Source organism: Bifidobacteriaceae bacterium (genome assembly GCA_031281585.1).
Taxonomy (GTDB): domain Bacteria; phylum Actinomycetota; class Actinomycetes; order Actinomycetales; family WQXJ01; genus JAIRTF01.
This window is the reverse complement of record JAITFE010000016.1, coordinates 1-22,309: the sequence shown is the minus strand read 5'-3', so window position 1 is coordinate 22,309 and position 22,309 is coordinate 1. Positions and strand designations below refer to the sequence as shown.

Sequence of the window (22,309 nt, the reverse complement as noted above, 5' to 3'; positions counted from 1 at the left end):
CCCCCCCCCGACTCCCCCGCCCCGCATCCCCTGCCCCAACTCCTCCGCCCCCCGTGGGCCAGCCACCCAGGGTTCGATGCCGCGCAGCCTCCTCCTAGCATGCATCGCCCTGGGTGGCTTCTTCCTTGGCGGTTACAGCGACACGGTCCGCTCGACCGCGATGGACTGGGCAGCGTGGGCCGCAGCCGCCTCGGCGATCGCCTGGTCCTGGTCGAAGGTCCCCCCGCTGACGCCCACGGCCCCGATGACCTGGCCTTCCACATTGATCGGCACGCCGCCGGGGATGCAGCAGAACGCGGGAAAGGCGCCCACGCTTGGGCCCACCGCGGGCCGTTCGGCCAACAGCCGCACCCAGTCGGCGGTGGCGGTGCGGGTGGTCAAGGCGGTCATCGCCTTTTGGCCGGCCAGCGTGGCGGACGCGATCGATCCGCCGTCCAGGCGCAGACGCACCCGCTCAAGGCCGGCCGCGTCCACCACCACGACGGTCATGCCGAGGCCGGCGTCCAAGGCCGCCGCCGCAGCGTGGTCCGCCGCCGCCCTGGCCGCCCGGTAATCGAGGCTGGGGATGGACGTCACGCCGAAGCCCCCGCGCCCCGGAAGGGATGCAACGGCAGCCCTTCCGCGCCCCAATCTTCGACCAGCAGCACCGAGTCGTTGTCGGAGGCGCAGATGACCAGGCCGCCGTCGCCGGTGAAGGCCACGTTCGTGAACCGGTGGCCGGGACCGGGAACGAGTTCCTCAACCAAGGCCCCGTCCATGGTCCAGGTCTGAACGGTGCCCTGACCCTGGTCGTCAACCGCGCCGATCACCAAGTTGCCGGCGGCGTCGAACGCCATGCCGTCCGGGAAACCGTGCGTCAGCCGGAAGACCTCCACCGGCTCCGCCAAAGTGCCGCCCGTCACACGCGTCCGGAAGATGCCCCCGGAGTCGGTGGCCGCCAAGTACAGGTCGTCGGCCGCGTCGAAGGCTATTCCGTTGGGGAAGAATCGCACTGACGCCAGAAGCTCAGACGCGCCGGTCTCCGGATCGATCCGCCAAATGCGGCCGTCGTTGATCGCCTTGGACCGGGTCGGGTCGGTCACATACAGCTTCCCGTCCGGCCCGAAGCACAGGTCGTTGGGCGCCAAAGGCTCCTTGGTGAGCCAGTCGGAGCTGCCGTCCGGATAGACCCGCTGAATGCCGCCAACCGAGCTGGGTGGCCAAGCGGGTCCGTTGGCGGCCCACCGGCCGCCGTTTTGGGCCACATACAGGGTCCCGTCCGCCGCGAGAGCCGCGCCGTTGGCCCCGCCGCCCAGGTCCGCGAGGCGGCTCGAGCCGCCGCCCGGCAACACGCGGTAGAGCGCCCCGTGGGTGATCGAGGTGACAATGATCTCCCCGTTGGCCAGCACCACCGGGCCTTCGGTGAAGCCCAGGCCGGAGGCCAAGAGGCGGATCTCGCGGGTCATAGTTGGGTTCCTTTCGTGAGGTCAATACCGCCGCGGCGTTCAAATTCGGCCCAGTACCGCTGCTGCGTCGCCCGGACCACATCTGCCAGGGGATCGTTTTCGAACTGGTCCAGCCGGGCGCGGATTTGCGTTGGTTTGGCCTCCGCCAGCACGTCCGCCAGTGCCCACCTGGGTATGCAGACGGTCCCGTCAACCTCGCCGACTATCACGTCGCCCGGCTCCACCACGACCCCTCCGCAGTGCACGGGCACGTTGACCTCCCCCAGGTCGCGTTTCGGGGGTGAAAAAGGCGTGCGGGCGCGCCCGTGCACGGGAACGCCGAGCGCCGCAAGTTCGTCAACGTCCCGCCAGCCGCCGTCGATCACTATTCCGGCCAGGCCCTGGCGGATGGCCGGGACGGTCGAACTGACGCCGGTGCCGCAACCGGTGTGGTATCCCAGCCAGTCGACCACCACGACGTCCCCCGCTTTGACCAAAGACAGGGCGGCGTGGATGGCCCAGTTGTCGCCGGGCGCCGCTTTGGCGGTCACGGCCGTGCCGATCAGCTTGGGCATACCCGAGGCGAGCGGGCGGATAGCCGCGTCGAGGGTGTAAAGCCGGCCCACGGCATCGGCCAAGTCGCAAACCGGGAACTGCGCCAACCGGTCGCGGGTCGCCTGGTCGAGCGGGTCGCCGCCGCGACCGCGACGCGGGCGGATGGCGGCCTGATGGCCGAGCGGCTGGTCAGGGCGCACCGTCGAGTCCTTTCTCGCACCGCCTCGACGCCGGGGCGGTTTCGCATGTATGAATGCTACTTCGCATGGATGAAGTAACACTAACACCGTTCACCCCGTCGCGGACAAGCCCCAAGAGCCCGCGCCCCCGCATCACGGGCGGCGGCGGGCAGCCGAACCCGAACCGGGCGGCGCTCCTGACTTGGGCTCAGAGTTGGCTGAGCGTTCCCAAACGCGCCTGAATCGCGGGCGCCGTTTCCCGGAGCTTGGCCAGGATCTCGCCGACCAGCTGGTCGCTCAGCCGGGGGGTCGGCACCGACACCGACAGCGCCGCGACCACCTCGCCCGAATCGCGGCACACCGGCACGGCGAAGCAGCGCGAGCCGACCACATATTCCTCGTTGTCCTCGGCGTAGCCGAGTTCGCGCACCCGGCGCAGCTCGGCTAAGAGCGTCTCGCGGTCGGTGATCGTGTTGGGCGTGAAGCGGTCGAGTTTCACCGCTTTCAGGCGCGAGCGCAACTCGGCGTCGCTCAGACCCGACAAAAGCGCCTTGCCAAGCCCGGAGACGTACGCGGGGCTGCGCATGCCGATCTCCGCGACCAGGCGCATGGGCTGGTGGGACTTGACGACGGCCACGTGCACCGCCCACAGGCCGTCAAGCTTGGCCAACTGGACGGTCTCCCCCAACTCCGCGCCCAGCGACTCCATGAACGGCAAGGCGATCTCCGCCAGGTCGCGCGCCCGGAAGTAGGCCTGCCCAATCTCCAGGACCCGGATTCCCAGTTGGTAGGTCCTGGTCTGCGGGTCGAACTCCAGGAACCCCCGGTTGGTGGCCGTCGCCAGCAACTGGTGCGCGGAGGAGTTGGGCAGCGCCAGATCCTTCACGATCGCCCCGAACGGCTGGCGCGGGTTGGCCGCCAAATACTCGAACAGCGTCATGAGGCGGTCTGCGGACTTCACGCCTGCCACCCGGGCCACGCTGTCGCCGCTGTCCGCGCTGTTCGGTTGTTTGGGCACGGTTGCCTCCATGATCGGTTCGACTGCGAATGATGCTACCGGGAACCCCCTCGCCGAGCCGCTGCGGACTCTCGCGGAGGCGCCGCCCGCGAGCGTGAAGCCCGGCTGCGGCATTCCACATATGTGTACGATACTTCACATGGGCGCCGAAGCCGAGGTCCTCTTCTTGCACCCCGTCGCCATGGACCACCGGTCCGCCGACTGGCTGACCCTGCCGCCGGCGATCATTCCCGACCTGCCCGGCCACGGCGGCCGCGCGGCGCCCCGGCCCGGGCTGACGCTTGACGACATTGCGGACGAGGCGGCCGGCTGGGTTCGCCGCCCCGTTCACGTGATTGGCGCCCTGTGGGGAGGCACGGTCGCTTTGCACCTGGCGCTGAACCATCCCGGCCTGGTCAAGTCCCTCTTCTTGGCGGGCAGCGACCCCGGCGCGCAGCAGTCGGCGCGGACCGAGCGGGCCCGGCAGATCGAGGCCGGCGACCGCATGGTCCAACAGACCCTGGAACGCTGGTTCGGGGCGGAGGCCCTCCAGGCGCCGCCCTCGGCCCCGATCGCCTACGCCCGCCGGTGCCTCGAGACCACTCCCCTGGATTCGCTGGCGGCCGCCTGGCGCACCATGGCCTCCCATGACGTGACCACGCGACTTGGGGAGATCACCGCGCCAACCACGGTGTTGGCGGGCGCCTACGATGCCGTGCACTCGGTCGCCGACCAGGTCGCCTTTTGCGAGTCCCTGCCTCACAGCCGTCTGATCCAGATCCCGGCCCACCACATGTCGTTGCTGGACAACCCCGCCGCCTTCTCGGCCGCCTTCAGGCAGCACCTGGCCTGGGCCAGCCGACCGGCGCCAAGAGCGCAACCCTGATCACAACTTGAGCGAAAGAAGTGAGCCGATGGACGATTATCAGTTCTTCGATCTGGCCGACGGCACCCGCCTGGCCTATGTTGACCGAGGCTCGGGGCCCCCGGTGTTGTTGCTGGCGGGCTGGTCGCAAACGGTTGAGCTCTACAAGAACCAAATCGACGTTTTCGCCCAGCACCACCGGGTTATCGCCTTGGACTGGAGGGGTCACGGCCGGTCAACGGGCGACTGGGGCTACAGGACGGGACGTTTGGCTCGCGACTTGTCCGACTTCATCGAAGGACTCGGTTTGGCCAAGGTTGACGTGGTGGCGCATTCCGTGGGGGCGTCGCTGGTCTGGGCCTACATTGAGGCCTACGGCGAGCACCGTCTGCGGCGCGCGGTGTTTGTCGACCAGGCGTCTTCGGTCATGGCCAAGCCGGACTGGGACCGCGAGCGGCGGATCCAGGCGGGCTGCTCCCTGCCGGATCCGAGCGGACTGGTGGAGTTCTACAACCAGGTGATCTCCGCCAACACCGTCGAGGACTCGGCCGAAGTGATCCGCCGGCTGTTCAGCCCGAGCATTTCCGAGGCCGAACTGAGGTGGGCCGCGGAGGAAAACCTCACCATGCCGCGTGAGGCGGCGGCCGCCCTCCTGTGGGACACAGCCCTGAATGACTACTCGGATCTGTTCGCCCGCGTCTCCATCCCGGTCTTGGTGATCGGTTTCGAGCGGTCGCTCTTTCCGGCGGCCTCCCAGACCTGGATCGCCGAGCAAATCCCGGCCGGTCAGGCCCGCATCTTCAGCATTGCGGAAGGCGCTTCCCACTTCATGTTCCTGGAGAGCCCGGAGCCGTTCAACGAGGCGGTTTTGGCCTTCCTGGGGACCTGAATCGTGACCCCCTCGTGCTTGACGCGACCGGTCGGCATCGGGCATAGTTACCCTTACGACAATTTCGCACATGTGAACTCGATTTCGCATCCATGAAGCAACGAAGCAAGGAGTAGCGATGACCCCCACGCCCAACCGTTTCCGGAACGCGCGCGTTATGGCCGCAATCTGTACCGCCGGACTCGCCGTGTCAGTAGCGCTGTCCGGGTGTGGCAACGACGAAGGCGGCGGCGGCACCAAAGCCGAGACCGGCTCCGACATGCCCGCCGACACCTCTGGACCCGCGCGCGAGTCGGTCAAGGCCGGCACTGGCTGCGGCGAAAACAAAGACCAGCACTGCCCTATCGAACTGATGCCCGGAGACCACAACCGCGAGGAAATCGCCCAGGCCCTGATGGACACACCAGCTCGTGAGGGCTCTATAGACGACCTGATCAACGAGGATCGCGCCAACCCGACCGAGTGGGCCGGCCCCACCGAGCCGGTGTCACTGCCAGGCGAGGCGCTGTCTATTGTGGGAATCTCCTGCAACTCGGCCCTCTCCGGCTGCGTCGCCCCCTTGGAGGCGATCGGCGAGTTGTCGGACGAACTCGGCTACGATTTCACCCTTTACGATGGCCAAGGCAACGGCGAAACCATCTCCAAATACATGCTTTCCTCTATCACCTCCGGGGTCGACGCGATCTTCGTGGCGGGAGTCGATCCCCTGACCATTCAGCAGGGACTCGAAGAGGCTGACAAGGCCAGCATTCCGGTCATTTCGATCACCTCAGCGCTGTCAACGCCGAACCCCGTGGTGGAGGCGCCGCCAGACGCGTTCTGGCCGCTGTTCGACCTCTCCTCCAACTTCGTCATGGCGGGCCGCGCGATGGCCGACTGGGCGATTTGGGATTCCAAGGGCGAGGGAACGATCATCGTCCTGGACGGCAAGGAAGGCACCAGCCAAGTCAGTTCGGCCGCAGTCGTAGATGAGATCAACAAGCAGTGCCCCAAGTGCAAGACCCTCAGCTACACGGTCCTCGGCGCCGAGGTCGGCACCACGTTCCCGCAAAAGACTCTGGCCTTCCTCCGCAACCATCCGGACGCCAAGTACATCATCCTGCCGTACGACCCGGCCGCCGCCGCATTGGTTCCAGTGCTCCAGCAAGCAGGCCAAACCGACGTGCGACTGATCTCGGTCATCGGCATGGCGGAAAACCTGCAATTCATCCGCGACGGCCAAAGCCAAACGGCGGACGTGGCGTGGGACTGCGGCTACGAAGGCTGGGCCGCGATGGACCAGCTGTTCAGGTACCTGGCCGGCCAGGAGTTCTCCGAACCCATCGGCGAGAACACGCCGCAAATCCTGCTCGACTCGACCAACGTTGGCACCGGGTCCGGCAATTGGACCAGCGACATTGATTACCGCGCCGAATACCGGCAACTGTGGGGACTCGCGTAAACCTCGAAACCGCTGAGCCGGACCGGCCGGGCTCAGCCCAACCCCCGTTGGGCTGAGCCCGGCCAACCAGCCAAACGACCATTGGAGGTCCATAAAAGTGCTTGTCGGAACGGGAATCCGCGCCGGTTACGGACCACGCGAGATTCTGCATGGCATAGACATTTCGGTCCAGCCCGGCGAAATCCACGCGCTCCTTGGCGCCAACGGCTCCGGCAAGTCGACCTTCGTCAAAGTCCTAACCGGTCGGCTCAAGGCCAGCGGAGGGGAACTGGCCGTCGGCGACAACCGGACCGGACCGATCCGCTCCCCCAACGAGGCGTTCTCATTGGGGATTCGAGCGGTCCACCAGGAGACTCCCCTGATCGACACCATGTCTGTGGCGGAGAACGTGGCCATCCGCTCGGGTTATGTCACCGGGCTGGTCGGCCGCATCCGGTGGCGGGACGTGTATCGCCACACCCGCAAAGTGCTGCACTCAGTCGGAATTGGCCATGTTGACCCCGACCAGAAGGCCAAAGAAGTCACCGCCGCAGACCGCGGATTGCTGGCAGTCTCAATGGCCTTGGACGAAGGGCCCGCCAAAGGCGGCGGGCAGGCGAAGATTCTCATCCTTGACGAGGCCACCGCGTCCATTCCCGAAGAAGAGGCGGTCGAAGTGCTGCGGTCCGTGCGACAACTGGCCGATTCGGGTTTGGCCGTTCTGATGGTCACCCACCGCATCTCGGAAGCAACCGACTTCGCCGACACGATGACCGTCCTTTACAACGGCGACGTCGCCTACCAGGGGACGGCCAAACTGCCTGAAGACCAGATCGTCGAGTTGATCGTGACCGGGGAAATCGGGGGCGGGCAGGAGACTGCGGGCGGCCACGAACAGGTCGTTCGGTCCGGAATTGAGGCGGTCCAGGTCAAGGACTTGAAGGCGGGGACGCTGAATGGCGTCACGTTCACCGTTGAACGCGGCGAAGTGCTCGGCATTGTCGGAGGTCCCCAAAGCGGCACAGCCGACCTGGCGCCGGCCCTCGCCGGCCTGGTCCCCGAAGCCAGCGGCCACATCACCATTGACGGACGCTCAATCGAAGTGCCGAAAAACCCCAAACGGGCAATCCGATCCGGCATTTCGCTGGTGCCCAGGGACCGGCTCCGCCAAGGCGGGATCTCCTCCATGTCAGTTCACGAGAACGTCTTGCTCGCATCCGCCCGCGGGCCGCGCTACAACACCGCCGCGCACAAGACCATGGTGCGCGGCGTCATCAAAGAGTTCTCTGTGACGCCACCGCGTTCTGATCTGCTATTCCGTGAAATGAGCGGCGGCAACCAACAGAAACTCATCATTGGGAAATGGCTCACAGTCGAGCCCAAACTGCTCATTCTTGACGACCCCACGGTGGGCGTCGACCCAGGCGCGCGGCGGACCATGTTTGAGGCCGTCGCCAAACGCTGCAAGGACGACGGGCTCGCGGTGCTGGTCCTGTCCTCCGAACCCGAAGAGCTAGTCCGGCACTGCCACCGCATCCTGGCGTTAGACCACGGGCAGATCGTTGAAGAGCTGACCGGCGAGCAAATCAGTCAAGTGACCGTATCCGCTTGGGCCAACAAGTGAGGCCCCGACTCCACGCAAAGGACGTGTGACATCATGACGGACCTGACCAGCAGCGAGACCTGGGACCGGCCCAGCAAGAGCATAGGCCGGGTGGTGCTTGACGTCAGTCGCCGCTACGCCACCGTTGGCCTGATAATCGTGCTCGGCGTGGTGTTCACATTCGCTTCCCCGTTTTTCCTGACCCCTTCCAACCTCTCCGACATGCTCTTGTCCCAGGGCGTTAAGGCCGGAGTCGCGCTGGCGGTTCTATTTCCCCTGATAATCGGCGAATTCGACCTGTCCGTGGGATACCTGGTCGGATTCTTGGCGGTGCTCGGCGCGAAGATTGCCCACAGCGGTTGGCCGGCCTGGGCCATAGTGCTCGTCATGCTGGCGCTATCGGTGCTGATCGGATGGATCAACGGGTTGCTGGTGGTGACACTGCGAATCAGCGCTTTCATAGCCACCCTCGCCACCGGCATTGTCCTTGGAGCCATGTCGAACGGGATCAGCGGCGGCCAAATCATCTTCGGCGACGTGCCCAAGATCCTCATCGACATTGGGCGCGGGCGCTTCCTCGGCATGGGCATATCCATCTGGATAATCCTCCTGATCGCGGCGATTTTGGTCTATGTGCTGGAGCACATGCCGGTCGGCCGCAAGTTCTACGCGATTGGCGGCAACGAAACTGTCGCGTTCTTTGCCGGGGTCCCAACTCCCCGGTACCGGATCATGGCCTTCATCATGGCCGGATTGCTGGTCGGAATCGCCTCAGTCTTCCAACTGGGCCTGCGAGCCGGCGGCGACCCAACCTTCGGTCCCGGCCTGCTGCTCCCGGCCTACGCGGCAGTCTTCCTCGGAATGACCGCCCACCGGCCCGGCCAATACAACGTCATCGGCACAATCATCGCGATTGTGCTGCTGGCGGTCGGGTTCAACGGCCTCTCGCTGATCGGCGTGCCGTTCTGGGCCGAACCGCTGTTTGACGGGCTCATCCTCCTGGTCGCGGTGCTCGTGGCCAACAAAGAGGCGCGCGAAGTCAAGGTGGGAGCGTGACGGGCGGGCGGACGGCCGCCCAGGCGCTGGGCCAATGGGCGGCGTCGTTTCGCCTGGAAGACGCCCCCGAGCCCGCGATCACCCACGCGCGCAAGGCCCTTCTCAACTCCGTGGCAACCGCGGTGGGCGGAGCGGAATTGCCGCACACGCGCTTCGCCCTGGCGGCCGCCCGGGCGCTGGGCGCCCAGCCCACAGAGGTTCGGCCAGGCGCCGCCCACGCGATCTACGACGGGCGCGCGCTCTCAGCCGGACAGGCGGCCTTCGTCAACGGCGTGATGGTCAACGCTCTCGGGCAAGAGGAGACGCACCTGCCATCCGGCACCCACGCCGCTGAGACCACCGCGCCCACAGTCCTGGCCCAAGGCGAGGCGCTCGGTGCCTCCGGCCGCCAAGTGCTGGAGGCGTTCATAGTCGGCATGCAGGTCAGCGGGGCGGTTGGAGGCATGTCTCTGGTCTGGCGCGACCGCGAACTGTTGGCGCAACCACCAGCCGTCTACGGCACAATGGGGGCGGCGGCATCGGCGGCGAAACTCCTGGAACTGTCCGCCGGCCAAATGGCGGACGCGATCGGCTTGGCGGCCTTGTTGACGGCGGGCCCGGCCGAGTCAATGGCCGCGGGGACCGGCGACTACATGTTGCTCAAGGGCGCGGCCGGGCTACACGGAGTGCTGGCGGCGGAGTTGGCGCGGGCCGGCGCGCCTGTCGCTCCCCTGGCGCTGGAGGGCCCCGCGGGCTTCTATCGCGTCTGGGCGAACATCCCCGCAGCCGAGTTGGCGGCATTCGACGTGGCAGGCGACCTGGAGCGACAAGTGGGACAAGAATGGGTCGCGCCCGAACTCCAGTTCAAGCGGTATCCGGTCAACTACTTCAACCAGCCGTTCATAGACCAAGCCAGGCGAATTGCGGGCGAAGAAGGGTTCGACCGAAACGCGATCACAGCCATCCGCATCAAAGTTGGGCCCTACCCGGCTCGCGTCGGAGCGCTCGGCGGGACGCCTTTCGGCCATCGGTCCAACGCCCTCATGTCCACAAGGTTCGGCGTGGCGTGCATGCTGGCGCGCGGCCGGGTGACTCTCGCGGACACCTTGGCGCCGGACGCGCCGGAAATCGCCGAACTGGTTGAGCTGGCCGAAATCGAGGCAGGGGCCGGTGAGGAGGACGCCTACCTGGTGATCGAAGCCGGCGGCCGAACCTACGGGGGCGAGTTGACCGAGGAACAGCGCGACTTCCGCCTGTCCGCCGCCGAGGTCAGGGACATCGGCTTGGGCATCACGACCGACCGGCTTGGCGAGGCGCGCGCGTCCCGACTCATCGAGTTGCTTGACTCAATCGAGGACATCCCCTCCATAGGCCAGGTCGTCGAGGCGACATTCCGGGCGTGATCGCCGTCAACCTGTCGTTGCCCAAGGGCATTTGCGCCGTGGCCGCCTTCGCGCGCCGCTTGATGGCGCGCCGGCCCGGATTCCGCGCCATCTACCGCCATAACCAGTCAGGCCCGCAAGAAGCCTAAAGAACCCACGAACACATGCAGAAAGAAGACACATCGCCATGACAACGCTCCCCACCCGCCCGCTTGGGCTGACCGGGATGAACATAACCACCATTGGCCTGGGCACCTGGGCTGTGGGAGGCGGGGGCGGCAGAGCCTTCGCCTTGGGCACCCAGGATGACTCCGATTCGATCGCGACCATCCGGCGAGCCGTCGAACTCGGGATCAACTGGGTCGACACCGCTCCCCTTTACGGCTTTGGCCACTCCGAGGAGATAGTCGGCCAGGCCCTGTCCGTCTTCTCAGCCGAGGAGCGGCCCTTCGTTTTCACCAAAGCCGGACGCAAGGCCGACCCGGCGGACACTTCGAAACCGCCTTTCGCGGTCCTGGACGAACGTTCCATCCGGGAGGAATTGGAGGTGTCGTTGAGGCGGCTCGGCGCCGAGCGGATCGACCTTTACCTGATCCACGCCCCGGCGGCGGACGGCCAGGGCGTCGAAGAGTACTGGAATGTGCTCGCGGCCCTCCGCCAGGAGGGCAAGGTCCGCGCAATCGGACTGTCGAACCACAGCGTCCCGCAGCTTGAGGCGGCCGAGGCGATCACCCATGTGGAGGCCATCCAGCCGCCCCTGTCCGCCATCAAAGACGAGGCCGTGGCGGACCTGCTGCCCTGGTGCGAGTCGCACCGGACCGGCGTGATTGTGTACAGCCCGATGGGCGGGGGCCTCCTGGCCGGAGAAGTCACCAGGGAAGTCGCCCTGAACCTGGCGCCCAACGATTGGCGCCGCACCAACCCGATCTTCTCAGTCGGGTTGGACCGTTCGTTGAGGATCGCCGATGCCGTCCGCGCAGTCGCCGCCGAACACGGCGTCAGCATGCCCGCCGTCGCCATAGCCTGGGCGTTGGCCCAGCCCGCGGTCTCCGGCGCGATCCTGGGCGGCCGGCGCCCCGAGCAAATCCCCGATTGGTTTGAGGCTGCGCGCGTGCAGCTAACCGCCGACGACTTTGCCCGCATTGCGGCTGCCGCCGCCGAGTCCCCGGCGGCCCCGGCCGTCTGACAGGGCCCACTGGGCGGGGCCTGGCGGTGGCTTGGCGCTGCTCACGGCCCGCCGGGCCCGCGTCTCGAACGGGTCGATTCGATTCGGTTCGTCTCGGCTCGGGTCCGTTCGGCTCGGTTCGTCTCGGGGCTGCTCAGCGGAGGACCAGGTTGACGGGCTCGGCGCCCTCGACCAAACGCTGGATCTGGCGGCGGACCAGGTCGATCCGGCGCGGCCAAGCCTGATCCGTCTGACCGGCCACGTGCGGGCTCAAGAACAAGCCCGGCGCGTCCCAAAGCGTCGAATCCTGCGGCAAAGGCTCGGTCTCCACCACGTCGAGGGCGGCCCGCAGCCGGCCTGCCCACAACTCGGCCTCCAGTGCGGCGGTGTCCAGCACGGGTCCGCGGCCGGCGTTGACAACCAGCGCGCCGCTGGGCAGGGACGCCAACACCTCAGCCGAGATGAGGTGTTGGGTGGACTGCGAGGCGGGCAGGAAGCTGACCAAAATGGTGGTGCGCCGGGCCAGTTCGGGCAAGTCCTCAACAGGGTGGACGCCGTCCCGCACCACTCGGTCGACCTTTAGCACCTCGACGTCGAACGGCGCGAGGAAACGCTCGAAGGCCTGCCCAATGGCCCCGTAGCCCACAATTGTGACCACTTGGCCGTGCAGGGAGCTGGAGACTTGCCGCACCCAGGCGTGGCCCCGTTGGTTCAGCCACTCGGCGGGGAAGTTGCGCTGCATCGCGAGGATGGCGGCAAGGGCCCACTCGCTCACGGATGGGTCGTAGACGCCTTTGGCGTTCGCCAACTGAATGGCTGGGGGAAGCGCGGCCTGGGCCGCCTCAAACCCGGCCGACAATAGCTGCGCAATGCGGACATTCCGCCCGGCCACGGACTCCAGTTCGGCCCGCGAGGCGTCCGGATCCAAGACCGCCAAGTCGATGACCGCAGTCTGGGTCAACTCCGGCGAATCCCACGGCACAACCACCGCTCCGGGGGGAGGGTCTGCTTGCAAAGCCGCCAGGACAGGTTCTGGAAAGACCGCGACCAGCACGGTTTGCAAGGGCGAACGCATACCGTTAATTGTTCCACTTCGCCGCCCGGCGGCGGCGGGCAGCCCAGAAGGACTCTGCCTCCCCTGTTAGGCTGGCCCGTGTCGCAGCCACCGCATAATGCCGGCGAAGCGCCTAAGTTGCCCCCGTCAGCGTCCCCCGACACGACCTTTCCGGCGGCCACGCCGCAAGCGGCACCAGACCCGAAAGACCGGCGGCGCCGGCCCGGCGGGATTGTGGTCGCTCCGCTGGCCGTGATCCTCGCCGGCGTGGGCGCCGTTGTCCTGTTCACACCAAGAGACCGCCCGGAAGGCGACCTGAACCTGCCACCCGACCTGTCGGGGCCGCCCGAGCTCGGGCGGGTCTTCGACCCTGCCGAACTCATCGAAGGCGAATTCGACCAGACGAAGTTCTTGAGCCTAATGGACCAGGAGATCGGCTTCGTCTACGGTGTCGCGGACGCCGGCAACAACTGGTATTGGCAATATGGCGGGGAATACGAAACCGGTCCCCAGGACGATGAGCAAACGATTGCCGCCATCGCGGCCTTCGATCTGAGCACCGGCGAACAACTCTGGCAGATTGACCTGGAGGAAGAACTCACTCTCAAACGCGCATACGGAGCAGTCGAACTGGAAGCCCTGCCAATTGACGGGGAAACCTTCGCGCTGATCGCCGAGCAGCACCCCAGCAACGGCGCCGGCTTCCACACCCTCGCCACAATCAGCCGCGATGGGGCGATCCTCGCCCGTCAAACGCACATAGGCACGGGTTGGGCGACCTCCGCCGGGGGAAACGTGCTGTGGCAGACCGGATGGGATTGGATTGCGGCGTACGCGCCAACCAAGCTGGGGTCCCCAATTTGGGGCCACGTGCTGAACGAAGGCGGTCTGTTCCGCACCGCGAATTCCTTGACCGGGACCTGGTGGATTCGGACGGATCAGGGTTGGGTCGACCCGGCTACCGGCGAACCGCTCGCACTAGGCGAAGACGCCAGATTGGACCTGCATCTCAGTTACCTGCTCGCCACCGGCGACAGCGACGTGCTCTTGCGCTACGACCAGAACACGAACACGTTGCGACGGGTCGACCCGGACACCGACGAATGGACGTGGCAAGCCGCGCTGCCGGTTGGGTACGAATTCCGCGGAGAAGCCCTGGTCAACGGCGACAACCTGGCCGTGTTCGAGACGCACATCAACAGCGACCCCAGAGGCGAAGACGGCCTCGACCTGCCAAACACCCTCGGCTTGACAGTGGCGGACGCGCGCACAGGCGAGCCAAAGTGGAGCACACCGGACCTGGGCGAGGCGAACACCGTGGTGGGAGCCGCCACCGGCTGCCTGCTGGTGCGGGGGGACGCCGGAGTCACCTGCCTCGACTGGACCACAGGCGAGGTGAAAGCCGCACTTCCGCCCACCGACCGGGCCGAGGAGTTCGTGCTGGCGAGCCGAATGCTCTATGTGACTGACGACGCAGGCTGGCTTAGGGCGCTTGACACGGAGGACTCCCTGCGCGAAGCCTGGGCACTCCAGCTTCCCGCGCCCGCCGCACAGGCGGAGGATCACGAAGTCTATGTCTCGCTCGATTGGTGGGGTGACCGGCTCTTCGCCGAGGTCCACCGCAGCGGCAAACCCATTATGTTCGAACTCAAGCGCCCCTGAGAGCGATCGTCACGCCGGGGGCAGCGGCGGGCGGGGTGGGGCCAACCCAACCATCAATTGGGCGGCCAGCCGCAGCGTTCGGCGGGCGAGAAGCGGTTGGTGGGGCTAACCCCACCCTCGATTGGGTGGGCAGCACCAATGCCCCCGTAAGGCGCATCGGAGAGACTGGATGCCATGAGCGGCGAACCGACTACCGCAGTTGACCCGACGTCAAGCAGACGGCCCGACCCGGCCGGCTTTGACGCTGCCGACCGGCCGTCCCCGCTGGACCAACTGCGGGACGCTGCGGGTGTGCGGGACGGAAGGCGCGGCATCGGCGGGGGTTTTCTCTCGGTTCTCCGGAATTTGGCGCGGGACTCGGGCTACCTGCTGCTCGCGTTCCCGTTCGGATTGGTGGCCTTCACCGTGGTGAGCATTGGATTGGCTTTGGGAACGGCGCTCGTGATGCTCTGGGTGGGGCTGCCGCTCCTCGCGGCGACCCTCGCGGCCGCGCACGGGCTGGCCGAACTCGACCTGCTCCGGCTTGCCGCAGCCGGCCGCGACCTGCGCGGACAACGCCGGGCGCTGCCGCCACCGGCCCGGCACGGGGGGCCGCAATGGCTGATCTGGGCGCGCTGGATGCTCGCCCCGCTCCGCGACCCGATGCGCTGGCGTGAAGCGGTCTACTGCCTGTTGGCGCTAGTCATTGGGACGGTGACCTGGTCAATCACCATGATCTTGTGGGTCACGGCGGTCGCGGGCCTGACGTCCGCCCTCTGGGAGCCGTTCGCGGGGGCCCTGGGCCCCGGTCCGGAGGGCCAGAACCTCGCCGAGTTGCTGGGGTGGAACGCACCCGATCAGCTGGTGGACACGGTGCTGGGCTTGGCGGCCGTCGCGCTCTTGCCAGGCGTGTCACGGGGGCTCACCGCGCTTCACGCACTCGTTGCGCGGGCGCTGTTGGTGCCCGGCCGCATGATGCTCGCCAAGCGCGTCGCCGAACTCGAGCGCTCACGCGAGCGCGCCTCCGCGGCCGAGGCCCAGTCGCTGCGGCGCTTGGAGCGCGACATCCATGACGGGCCGCAACAGCGCCTGGTGCGCCTATCGATGGACCTGGCCGCCGCGCAACGGCGTTTGGAAGGCGGGGACGTGGGCGCCGCGCAGGACCTTCTGGCGGACGCGCGGGGCATGACCGACCAGGCCATCGCGGAACTGCGGGGGCTGTCGCGCGGGATAGCGCCGCCGATTCTCATGGATCGCGGCCTGGCCGCGGCCCTCAGCGCCGTGGCCGCCGGCCAGTCCACGCCGGTGCGGTTGATAATCGAACCGCCGAACGCTCCGCGCCTGCCCGAAGCCCAAGAGACCGCGCTCTACTTCGCGGCTTCCGAGTTGCTCGCAAACGTCGCCAAACACTCCGGCGCCGCTTCGGTTGACGTGGTTCTGGCCGTTCCGTCAGGGGCGGAGTTTGCGACGCTGACAGTGTCCGATTCCGGGCGCGGCGGCGCCGTGTTCATTCCGGGCCACGGGTTGGCCGGATTGCGCGACCGGCTTGCCGGGGTGGACGGGACCATCGAACTCGCCGGTGATTTGGGCGGTGCCGGCGGTTCGGGCGGTGCCGGCGGCTGGGGCGGTCCGGGCGGTGGCGGCGGGCCCGGCGGCGCGAGTGGTCCGCACGGCCCGGGTAAGACGGACGGTCCGGGTGGGACGAACGGTACGGTGGTCACGGTGAAAGTGCCGCTCAGGGGAACCGGCGTCGGCTCGCCCGCCGGATCAAGGGACCGGTTGAGTGGCGGCGGCGCGCTGCCGGCGAACTCGGTGCATGCGGGCGCCGACTTGGTCGGCTCTGCTGCCCGGTTCGCTGAACCGGCGCCAATCGGGCGGGAGGAGCAAGGTGCGGATAGTTCTGGCGGAAGACTCGGTCCTGTTGAGGGAGGGCCTGGTCCGGCTGCTGCTTGAGGGCGGGCATGAGGTCCTGGCCGCAGTTGACGACGCGCCTGGGCTGGTCCACGCGGTTCAGACCCTGAACCCCCAAGTCGCCATTGTGGACGTGCGCATGCCTCCCACCTTCACGGACGACGGCCTCAGGGCCGCCGTCGCCTTGCGCCGCCAAGATCCTTCGCTCGCCGTCTTGGTTCTGTCCCAATATGTCGAGGAGTCCTACGCCCGCGAACTTCTGGCCACCGGCGGCGGGGTCGGCTACCTGCTCAAAGACCGAGTGGCCGACCTGGACGTGTTGGAATCGGCGCTGGAAAGGGTCGCGGCCGGACAAAGCGTGATCGACCCGGAGGTGGTTCGCCAACTCATGGTCCGGCCGGGGACCGCGAGCCGGGGCCTTGAGCGGCTGACCGCCCGCGAGCGCGAAGTGCTCGGGCTTATCGCGGACGGCCGGTCGAACGCCGCCATCGCGGAGGCGCTCTACGTCACCCTTGGGGCGGTCGAGAAACATGTGGCCTCGATCTTCGCCAAGCTCGAGTTGGCGCCGTCGCCGGACGACCACCGCCGGGTCCTGGCGGTCCTGGCTTGGCTGCGCGGCCGTGAGTAGCTCTTCGAACGGGTTGGCGGAGGGACCCTCCGTAAGATACAGTGATATCACTTTGCTATACCTAAAGGAGGCTTCTATGGCTACGTCGACTACGGCATCGTCCACTCGAGATAAACGGGAACCCACCGCCGAACTGACCAAACCCGTGGGAGGGGTCGAAGAACGCGCGGCCTGGACCTGGCCGGGATGGGCCGGAATCCTGGTGGTGCTCATACTGATCCTGGGAGGCGGCGCCCTGATGGTGCTGGGACTCGCCGGGAACCAGGACAGGCCGGGGCTGGCCGCCTGCGTGGCCGGCGTGGTCGTCCTGGTCATAGGGGGCGTGATGTCGAGCGGGCTGGCGATAATCTGGCCCGGCTACACCAAGGTGCTGGTCTTCTTCGGCTCCTACGTGGGGACCGTCCGGAAACCCGGCCTGTGGCTGACCATGCCGTTGACCGTGCGGCAACTGGTGTCCATCCGGGTGCACAACTTTGAGACCAACGAGCTCAAGGTCAACGACTCGGACGGAAACCCCGTCAACGTGGCCGCCATCGTGGTGTGGCAGGTCGCGGACACCGCGGAGGCGAGCTTCGCCGTCGAGGACTACAACGAATTCGTCGCCGTCCAATCCGAGGCCGCGCTTAGGCACGTCACCATGGCGCACCCCTACGACGGACCGGATTCAAGCGTGACGCTGCGCGGGTCGACCGAGGAGATCTCCGCCGAACTGGCCCGTGAGGTGGCGGCGCGGGTCAAGGTCGCGGGAGTCGCGATCATCGAGGTGCGCATTTCGAAGCTCTCCTACGCCCCTGAGATCGCCGAGGCGATGCTCCGGCGCCAGCAGGCCGGGGCGATCATCGCCGCCCGCGAGAAGATCGTCGAAGGCGCCGTCAGCGTGGTCCACGAGGCGCTACGGCAGTTGGAGGGCGAAGGCACCGTCCAATTGGATGACGAGCGCCGCGCCGCGATGGTCTCGAACCTGCTGGTGGTGCTGACCAGCGACCAGCAGGTCAGCCCCGTGATCAACACAGGCAGTCTCTACACCTGATGTCTGGCGCCAACGGCGACGGGGCGGCTCCAGGCTCCAGCGCTGGCGGCGAAGCAGGCGGCGGCGCCTCCCCCGGCGCCGCCGATCCCAACGCCACAGCGCAAAGAAGCACGCCACCCGGCCGCAAGTCGATCCTCTTGCGGCTGAACGCCCCCGTCTATGATGCGATCGCCCGCTGGGCCCGTGACGACCTGCGTTCCGTCAACGCCCAGATCGAGTTCTTGTTGCGACGTGCCCTCGAAGACGCCGGGCGGGCGCCCTCCGACCCGGGTCCCCTGCCTCGGCGCGGTCGGCCGCCCCGATAGGCGGGCCGGTGCGACTTTGAACGGCTTCGTGATCCGCCGGTGGATCACAATCGTGATTTCAGTCGCACTTGGCGCCTCCCCGAGCCGGGCGGCGAGCCCAAGTGCAACCTTGAACGCCTTCGTGATCCGCCGGTGGATCACAATCGCGGTTTGGGTCGCACTTGGCACCTCCCTGAGCCGGGCGACGGCCCAAAGTGCGACTTTGAACGCCTTCGTGATCCGCCGGTGGATCAAGATCGTGATTTCAGTCGCACTTGGCTTCGCGCGCGCCCCCGGACGGCTCGAAGCGACGCCCCCCGGACGGCCGGCGGCGGCCGTCAGAAGCAGAAGCCGCCCAGCCCGCCCGGCTCCGCGTCGAGCCCGCGCACCACCCGTAGCATTGCCGCAAAGCCTGTGACCAGGCATTCCAACTCGTGGACCGTCATCAGGCGGGCGAACACCTCCGGTGAGGGAGTCGGCGAGCTGATCAGGTTGCTCAGCGCGGCGCGCCCTCGGTCGGTGGCTTCGGCCAGGCGGCCGCGCGCGTCGGACGGATCGGCGGTTCGCACCACCAGGTCGCCCTGTTCCAGGCGGTCCAGCAGACCGGTAACGGTCGCGCGGGAGACGCCAAGCGCGTCGGCCAACTGGCTTGACCGCATTGGCCCATTGAGCGCCAGCAGGCCGACCACCTTGATCTGCTGTGGGGTCAAGATGGAATCCGCGCGCGCGGTGATCCTTGCGCGGATCACACCCCTCTCGAACTCAGCCTGAACAGACTGAAGTTCGCGGAGCAACTCAGCCCGCCGAGCATCCTCGCTCACCGCTCACCTCCGCTAAATTGTTACAGGTCTTGCACAAATCGAGTTAGTTAGCCTCACGCGAACCGCTATGATTTGGCTGAAGCTAACTACAAGACTAGCCCGAATCGCTTAGAAGGGTTCCCCCGTGTTCCGACTCGCCAAGCTGTCCCTGCGCAACCGAGCCGTTGTCGCCCTGGCCACAATAGCCATCACGATCGGCGGCATCTTCAGCCTTGGATCGCTCAAACAAGAGCTCATCCCGTCGCTCGAAATCCCCATGGCAGCAGTGGTCGCCACCTATCCGGGGGTCAGCGCGGCAATTGTCGAAGACCAGGTGGCAACTCCAATCGAGGGTGCCATCCGCTCAGTCTCCGGAGTCGAATCGCTGGAGACGACATCAATGAACTCGGTCGCCTTCGCGATGGTCTCCTTCCGCTACGGCACCAACATGGACGCCGCCAACCAGAAACTCTCCACGGCCGTCACACGGCTCGCGTCCTCTCTGCCGGACAGCGTTGAAACCCAGGTCATGACCGGTTCGCTGGACGACTTCCCGGTCATACAGCTAGCAGTCTCCGCAAGCTCGGACGGCGTCTCCGACCGCACCGAGCTGGCGCGCTCGGTGGGCCAGGTCCTGGTGCCCAAGCTCTCGCAACTCCAAGGCGTGCGCTCCGTGGACGTGTCCGGCTACGAGCCCGAACAGATTCAAATCGCCCTCGATTCGGCGGCGATGGCCGCCGCCGGGGTGTCCGCGTCCGCAGTCGCCGACGTGCTCAAGAACAACGGGTTGGCCTTCCCCGCAGGCACGGTCGCGTCCGGCGACCGCACCCTCACAGCCCAACTCGGCTCGCCTCTCACGTCGGTGGAGGAATTGGCCGCCCTGCCGCTGGTGACCGCCTCGGCCGGCAGCCCCTCCGCGACTCCTTCCGGCGGCGGGGCGGGCCCCCAGGCCGGGGCCGGCGCGGCCGGCGGTTCTGAAGACCCGTCTGCCGGCGGTTCGGCCGGCGGGCAGGGCGGCGCCGCCCCGCCCGCCCCCGTCTTGTTGAGCGACGTCGCGACGGTGACTCAAGAACCGGCGGCGGCCGAGTCTTACGCGCGAATCGACGGCCGCGACGCGGTCGCCATCGCCATCACGAAGACACCGGACGCCAACACCGTCGAAGTCTCCCACGCCGTGACCGACCAACTCGAGGAACTCAAAGAGGCGCTAGACGCGGCCGGGTTGAAAGCCGATGTGGCCTTTGACCAGGCGCCGTTCATTGAGGAGTCGGTGGCCGGTTTGGCGGAGGAAGGGCTGTTGGGGCTCGGCTTCGCGGTCATAGTGATCCTGATCTTCTTGCTGTCGATCCGCTCAACACTGGTCAGCGCCGTCTCCATCCCGCTGTCGCTGCTGGTGGCCTTCATCACCATGCAAGTCACCGGCGAGACGTTGAACATGCTCACCCTCGGGGCTTTGACCATCGCGATCGGCCGTGTGGTGGACGATTCGATTGTGGTGATCGAAAACATCAAGCGACACCTAACCTACGGCGAGCCGAAGGCCCAGGCCATTGTGGGCGCGGTCAAGGAGGTGGGCGGCGCCATCGCGGCGTCCACGGTTTGCACCGTCGCCGTCTTCCTCCCGATGGCGTTCGTGGGCGGCATGGTCGGCGAATTGTTCCGGCCCTTCGCCCTGACCATCACGATCGCGCTGCTGGCCTCCTTGCTGGTGGCGCTCACGATTGTGCCGGTGCTCGCCTACTGGTTCGTCAAGACCCCGGTGTCCGTGGACGACACCTTCCGGGAGCAAGTCCGGGCCGAGGCCGAGGCGAAAGAGCGCCGCGGCCTTTGGCAACGCGCCTACCTCCCGACTCTGCGCGGCGCCTTGGCGCACCCGGTCATCACCATAGTCGCCGCGGTGGCGCTGCTGGGTGGAACGTTGGCGCTGACCACGCAACTGGAGACCAACTTTCTGGGCGACATGGGCCAGGACACGCTCACGGTGACCGAGACCTTCGAGCCTGCCACCTCGCTGGATGTGCAGGACGCGGACGCGCGCCGGATTGAGGACGCCCTGGCCGAAATCGACGCGATCGAACGGGTCCAGACCACCGTGGGCGGCGGTGGGATGATGGGCATGGTCTCGACGTCGCCGCAGGCCACGTTCGCTATCACCCTGAAGTCCGATGCCGACCCGGCCGCCGCGCAAACCGCCGTCAGGGAGGCGGTCGCGGACCTGGGCGGCGAGGCCTCCACGGACATTTCGGTTGGGGGTTCCGAGGCCATGATGGGCTCGACCACCGTGGACCTGATTGTGCAGGGCACCGACGCGGACGCCATCGACGCGGCCACGAAGATGGTTGACGAGCGTGTGCGGACCATCCCGGGCGCGGTCGAGGTCTCCAACAACCTGACCGATGCCACGCCGGCCATCCAGATCACAGTCGACCGTGCGGCGGCGGCGGCTCTCGGGATGACCGAGACTGCGGTGGAGGGCATGGTCGCGGGGCTGATGACGCCCAGCACCATTGGGACCCTGGAAGTCGGCGCGGATCAGCTTGACGTGAAGTTGTCGCTGGGGCCGGGAGCGGCGACTTTGGAAGAGTTGCGCGCCCTTCCTCTGGGGGCGAGCCCCGCCGGGATTCTGACCCTGGAGCAAATCGCCACGGTCGAGGAGGTGACCGTTCCAGCCGCGCTGAGCAGAGTGGACGGCTACCGAAGCGCCACCGTCTCGGTGACACCGGAGAGCCAGGATCTGGGCGCCTTGTCCGGACGCTTGACCGACGCAGTGAACGAATTGGACCTGCCGGCCGGCGTGACGGTCGAAGTGGGCGGCGTGGCCGCGCAGCAAAGCGAGGCCTTCTCCGATCTGGGCTTGGCCCTGGTCTTGGCGATCGCGATCGTCTTCATTGTCATGGTGGCGACCTTCGGGTCTTTGCTGCAGCCGTTCATCTTGTTGATCTCAATCCCCTTCGCGGCGACCGGCGCCTTGGCGGCGCTGCTGATCAGCGGCACGCCGCTGGGTGTGGCGTCTTTGATCGGTTTGTTGATGCTGGTCGGTATTGTCGTGTCGAACGCGATTGTGCTGATCGACTTGATCAACCAATACCGAGAGCGGGGACGGACCCTGAACGAGGCGATCATCGAGGGCGCCCGGAAGCGGCTCCGCCCCATTGTCATGACAGCGCTGGCGACAATCTGCGCGCTCACCCCCATGGCCTTGGGCATCACCGGCCAAGGCGGCTTCTTGTCCAAGCCGCTGGCGCTGGTCGTGATTGGCGGCCTGGTCTCCTCGACCCTGCTGACTCTGATAGTGGTCCCGGTCCTTTACCGCTTCGAGGCTCGCGCCCACGACCGCCGCGAGGCCAAGCGCGAGTCCCGCATGGCGGCCCGCCGCGCCGAACTCCAGGCGGCCCTGGCGGCCGCCGCCGCGACCCCACCCCCGGCCTGACCCAAACGTGTGTCCCC

The 22,309-nt window shown here is 67.1% G+C and carries 19 protein-coding genes; 13 read left to right on the top strand and 6 right to left on the bottom strand.

All coding sequences use genetic code 11. The features are described 5' to 3' along the window. Positions 1-132: 132 nt before the first annotated feature. From LBC97_01080 to LBC97_01065, 4 genes are all read right to left on the bottom strand, one after another. Positions 133-576 (bottom strand): heme-binding protein, encoded by a 444-nt coding sequence (locus LBC97_01080; GenBank protein ID MDR2564653.1) that lies wholly within the window; start codon positions 574-576, stop codon positions 133-135. Further along, positions 573-1,445 (bottom strand): SMP-30/gluconolactonase/LRE family protein, encoded by an 873-nt coding sequence (locus tag LBC97_01075; GenBank protein MDR2564652.1) that lies wholly within the window; start codon positions 1,443-1,445, stop codon positions 573-575. The genes LBC97_01080 and LBC97_01075 overlap by 4 nt, the downstream gene beginning before the upstream one ends. Further along, entirely contained in the window at positions 1,442-2,179 is a 738-nt protein-coding gene (locus LBC97_01070) for a hypothetical protein (protein MDR2564651.1), read from the bottom strand. Before LBC97_01070 ends, LBC97_01075 begins: the two co-directional genes overlap by 4 nt. Before the next feature lie 187 nt (positions 2,180-2,366). After that, positions 2,367-3,176 carry an IclR family transcriptional regulator gene (locus LBC97_01065; GenBank protein MDR2564650.1) on the bottom strand — a complete coding sequence of 270 codons (810 nt, stop codon included), beginning with the start codon at positions 3,174-3,176 and terminating at the stop codon, positions 2,367-2,369. A gap of 139 nt (positions 3,177-3,315) precedes the next feature. Between LBC97_01065 and LBC97_01060 the strand changes: the two genes are divergently transcribed. The 7 genes from LBC97_01060 (at position 3,316) to LBC97_01030 (ending at position 11,535) form a co-directional block, all read left to right on the top strand. Further along, positions 3,316-4,041: an alpha/beta hydrolase gene (locus tag LBC97_01060; GenBank protein MDR2564649.1), complete on the top strand. Its 726-nt coding sequence runs from the start codon at positions 3,316-3,318 to the stop codon at positions 4,039-4,041. Positions 4,042-4,069: 28 nt separating this feature from the next. Beyond that, positions 4,070-4,909, top strand: a complete 840-nt coding sequence (locus LBC97_01055; protein MDR2564648.1) for an alpha/beta hydrolase — start codon at positions 4,070-4,072, stop codon at positions 4,907-4,909. 118 nt (positions 4,910-5,027) lie between these two features. After that, on the top strand, positions 5,028-6,350 hold the full coding sequence (locus LBC97_01050) for a sugar ABC transporter substrate-binding protein (GenBank protein MDR2564647.1): 1,323 nt from the start codon (positions 5,028-5,030) through the stop codon (positions 6,348-6,350). A 97-nt stretch (positions 6,351-6,447) separates the two neighbouring features. Beyond that, positions 6,448-7,953: a sugar ABC transporter ATP-binding protein gene (locus tag LBC97_01045; protein MDR2564646.1), complete on the top strand. Its 1,506-nt coding sequence runs from the start codon at positions 6,448-6,450 to the stop codon at positions 7,951-7,953. Between the two features lie 33 nt (positions 7,954-7,986). Next, positions 7,987-8,988 carry an ABC transporter permease gene (locus LBC97_01040; protein ID MDR2564645.1) on the top strand — a complete coding sequence of 334 codons (1,002 nt, stop codon included), beginning with the start codon at positions 7,987-7,989 and terminating at the stop codon, positions 8,986-8,988. Next, positions 8,985-10,370, top strand: a complete 1,386-nt coding sequence (locus LBC97_01035; GenBank protein MDR2564644.1) for an MmgE/PrpD family protein — start codon at positions 8,985-8,987, stop codon at positions 10,368-10,370. The genes LBC97_01040 and LBC97_01035 overlap by 4 nt, the downstream gene beginning before the upstream one ends. A 166-nt stretch (positions 10,371-10,536) precedes the next feature. Further along, positions 10,537-11,535 carry an aldo/keto reductase gene (locus tag LBC97_01030; protein ID MDR2564643.1) on the top strand — a complete coding sequence of 333 codons (999 nt, stop codon included), beginning with the start codon at positions 10,537-10,539 and terminating at the stop codon, positions 11,533-11,535. Positions 11,536-11,668: 133 nt separating this feature from the next. On the opposite strand, the gene LBC97_01025 is transcribed toward LBC97_01030, so the two are convergent. After that, positions 11,669-12,589, bottom strand: coding sequence for a hypothetical protein (locus LBC97_01025; protein ID MDR2564642.1), 921 nt, complete (start codon positions 12,587-12,589; stop codon positions 11,669-11,671). Between the two features lie 78 nt (positions 12,590-12,667). Here LBC97_01025 and LBC97_01020 point away from each other — a divergent pair, with 78 nt between their 5' ends. From LBC97_01020 to LBC97_01000, 5 genes are all read left to right on the top strand, one after another. Then, complete coding sequence (locus LBC97_01020; protein ID MDR2564641.1) at positions 12,668-14,230, top strand: hypothetical protein; 1,563 nt, start codon at positions 12,668-12,670, stop codon at positions 14,228-14,230. A gap of 174 nt (positions 14,231-14,404) precedes the next feature. Beyond that, a complete protein-coding gene (locus LBC97_01015) occupies positions 14,405-16,162 on the top strand; it encodes a sensor domain-containing protein (GenBank protein ID MDR2564640.1) in 1,758 nt (585 codons plus the stop codon). Next, positions 16,098-16,748, top strand: coding sequence for a response regulator transcription factor (locus tag LBC97_01010; protein ID MDR2564639.1), 651 nt, complete (start codon positions 16,098-16,100; stop codon positions 16,746-16,748). Before LBC97_01015 ends, LBC97_01010 begins: the two co-directional genes overlap by 65 nt. Before the next feature lie 76 nt (positions 16,749-16,824). After that, complete coding sequence (locus tag LBC97_01005; protein ID MDR2564638.1) at positions 16,825-17,778, top strand: SPFH domain-containing protein; 954 nt, start codon at positions 16,825-16,827, stop codon at positions 17,776-17,778. Continuing rightward, positions 17,778-18,083: a hypothetical protein gene (locus LBC97_01000; GenBank protein MDR2564637.1), complete on the top strand. Its 306-nt coding sequence runs from the start codon at positions 17,778-17,780 to the stop codon at positions 18,081-18,083. Before LBC97_01005 ends, LBC97_01000 begins: the two co-directional genes overlap by 1 nt. 317 nt (positions 18,084-18,400) lie before the next feature. Here LBC97_01000 and LBC97_00995 read toward each other — a convergent pair whose 3' ends face one another. Continuing rightward, positions 18,401-18,883: a MarR family transcriptional regulator gene (locus LBC97_00995; protein ID MDR2564636.1), complete on the bottom strand. Its 483-nt coding sequence runs from the start codon at positions 18,881-18,883 to the stop codon at positions 18,401-18,403. Between the two features lie 124 nt (positions 18,884-19,007). On the opposite strand from LBC97_00995, the gene LBC97_00990 reads away from it, so the two are divergent. Next, positions 19,008-22,292, top strand: a complete 3,285-nt coding sequence (locus tag LBC97_00990; GenBank protein MDR2564635.1) for an efflux RND transporter permease subunit — start codon at positions 19,008-19,010, stop codon at positions 22,290-22,292. Positions 22,293-22,309: the final 17 nt, after the last annotated feature.

Bases quoted from the DNA above. Each gene is read 5' to 3' on its own strand.
- LBC97_01015 (MDR2564640.1), top strand. From the start codon at position 14,405: ATGAGCGGCGAACCGACTACCGCAGTTGACCCGACGTCAAGCAGACGG.
- LBC97_01060 (MDR2564649.1), top strand. From the start codon at position 3,316: ATGGGCGCCGAAGCCGAGGTCCTCTTCTTGCACCCCGTCGCCATGGAC.
- LBC97_01075 (MDR2564652.1), bottom strand. From the start codon at position 1,445: ATGACCCGCGAGATCCGCCTCTTGGCCTCCGGCCTGGGCTTCACCGAA.
- LBC97_01050 (MDR2564647.1), top strand. From the start codon at position 5,028: ATGACCCCCACGCCCAACCGTTTCCGGAACGCGCGCGTTATGGCCGCA.
- LBC97_01040 (MDR2564645.1), top strand. From the start codon at position 7,987: ATGACGGACCTGACCAGCAGCGAGACCTGGGACCGGCCCAGCAAGAGC.
- LBC97_01055 (MDR2564648.1), top strand. From the start codon at position 4,070: ATGGACGATTATCAGTTCTTCGATCTGGCCGACGGCACCCGCCTGGCC.
- LBC97_01005 (MDR2564638.1), top strand. From the start codon at position 16,825: ATGGCTACGTCGACTACGGCATCGTCCACTCGAGATAAACGGGAACCC.
- LBC97_01000 (MDR2564637.1), top strand. From the start codon at position 17,778: ATGTCTGGCGCCAACGGCGACGGGGCGGCTCCAGGCTCCAGCGCTGGC.
- LBC97_01030 (MDR2564643.1), top strand. From the start codon at position 10,537: ATGACAACGCTCCCCACCCGCCCGCTTGGGCTGACCGGGATGAACATA.
- LBC97_01025 (MDR2564642.1), bottom strand. From the start codon at position 12,589: ATGCGTTCGCCCTTGCAAACCGTGCTGGTCGCGGTCTTTCCAGAACCT.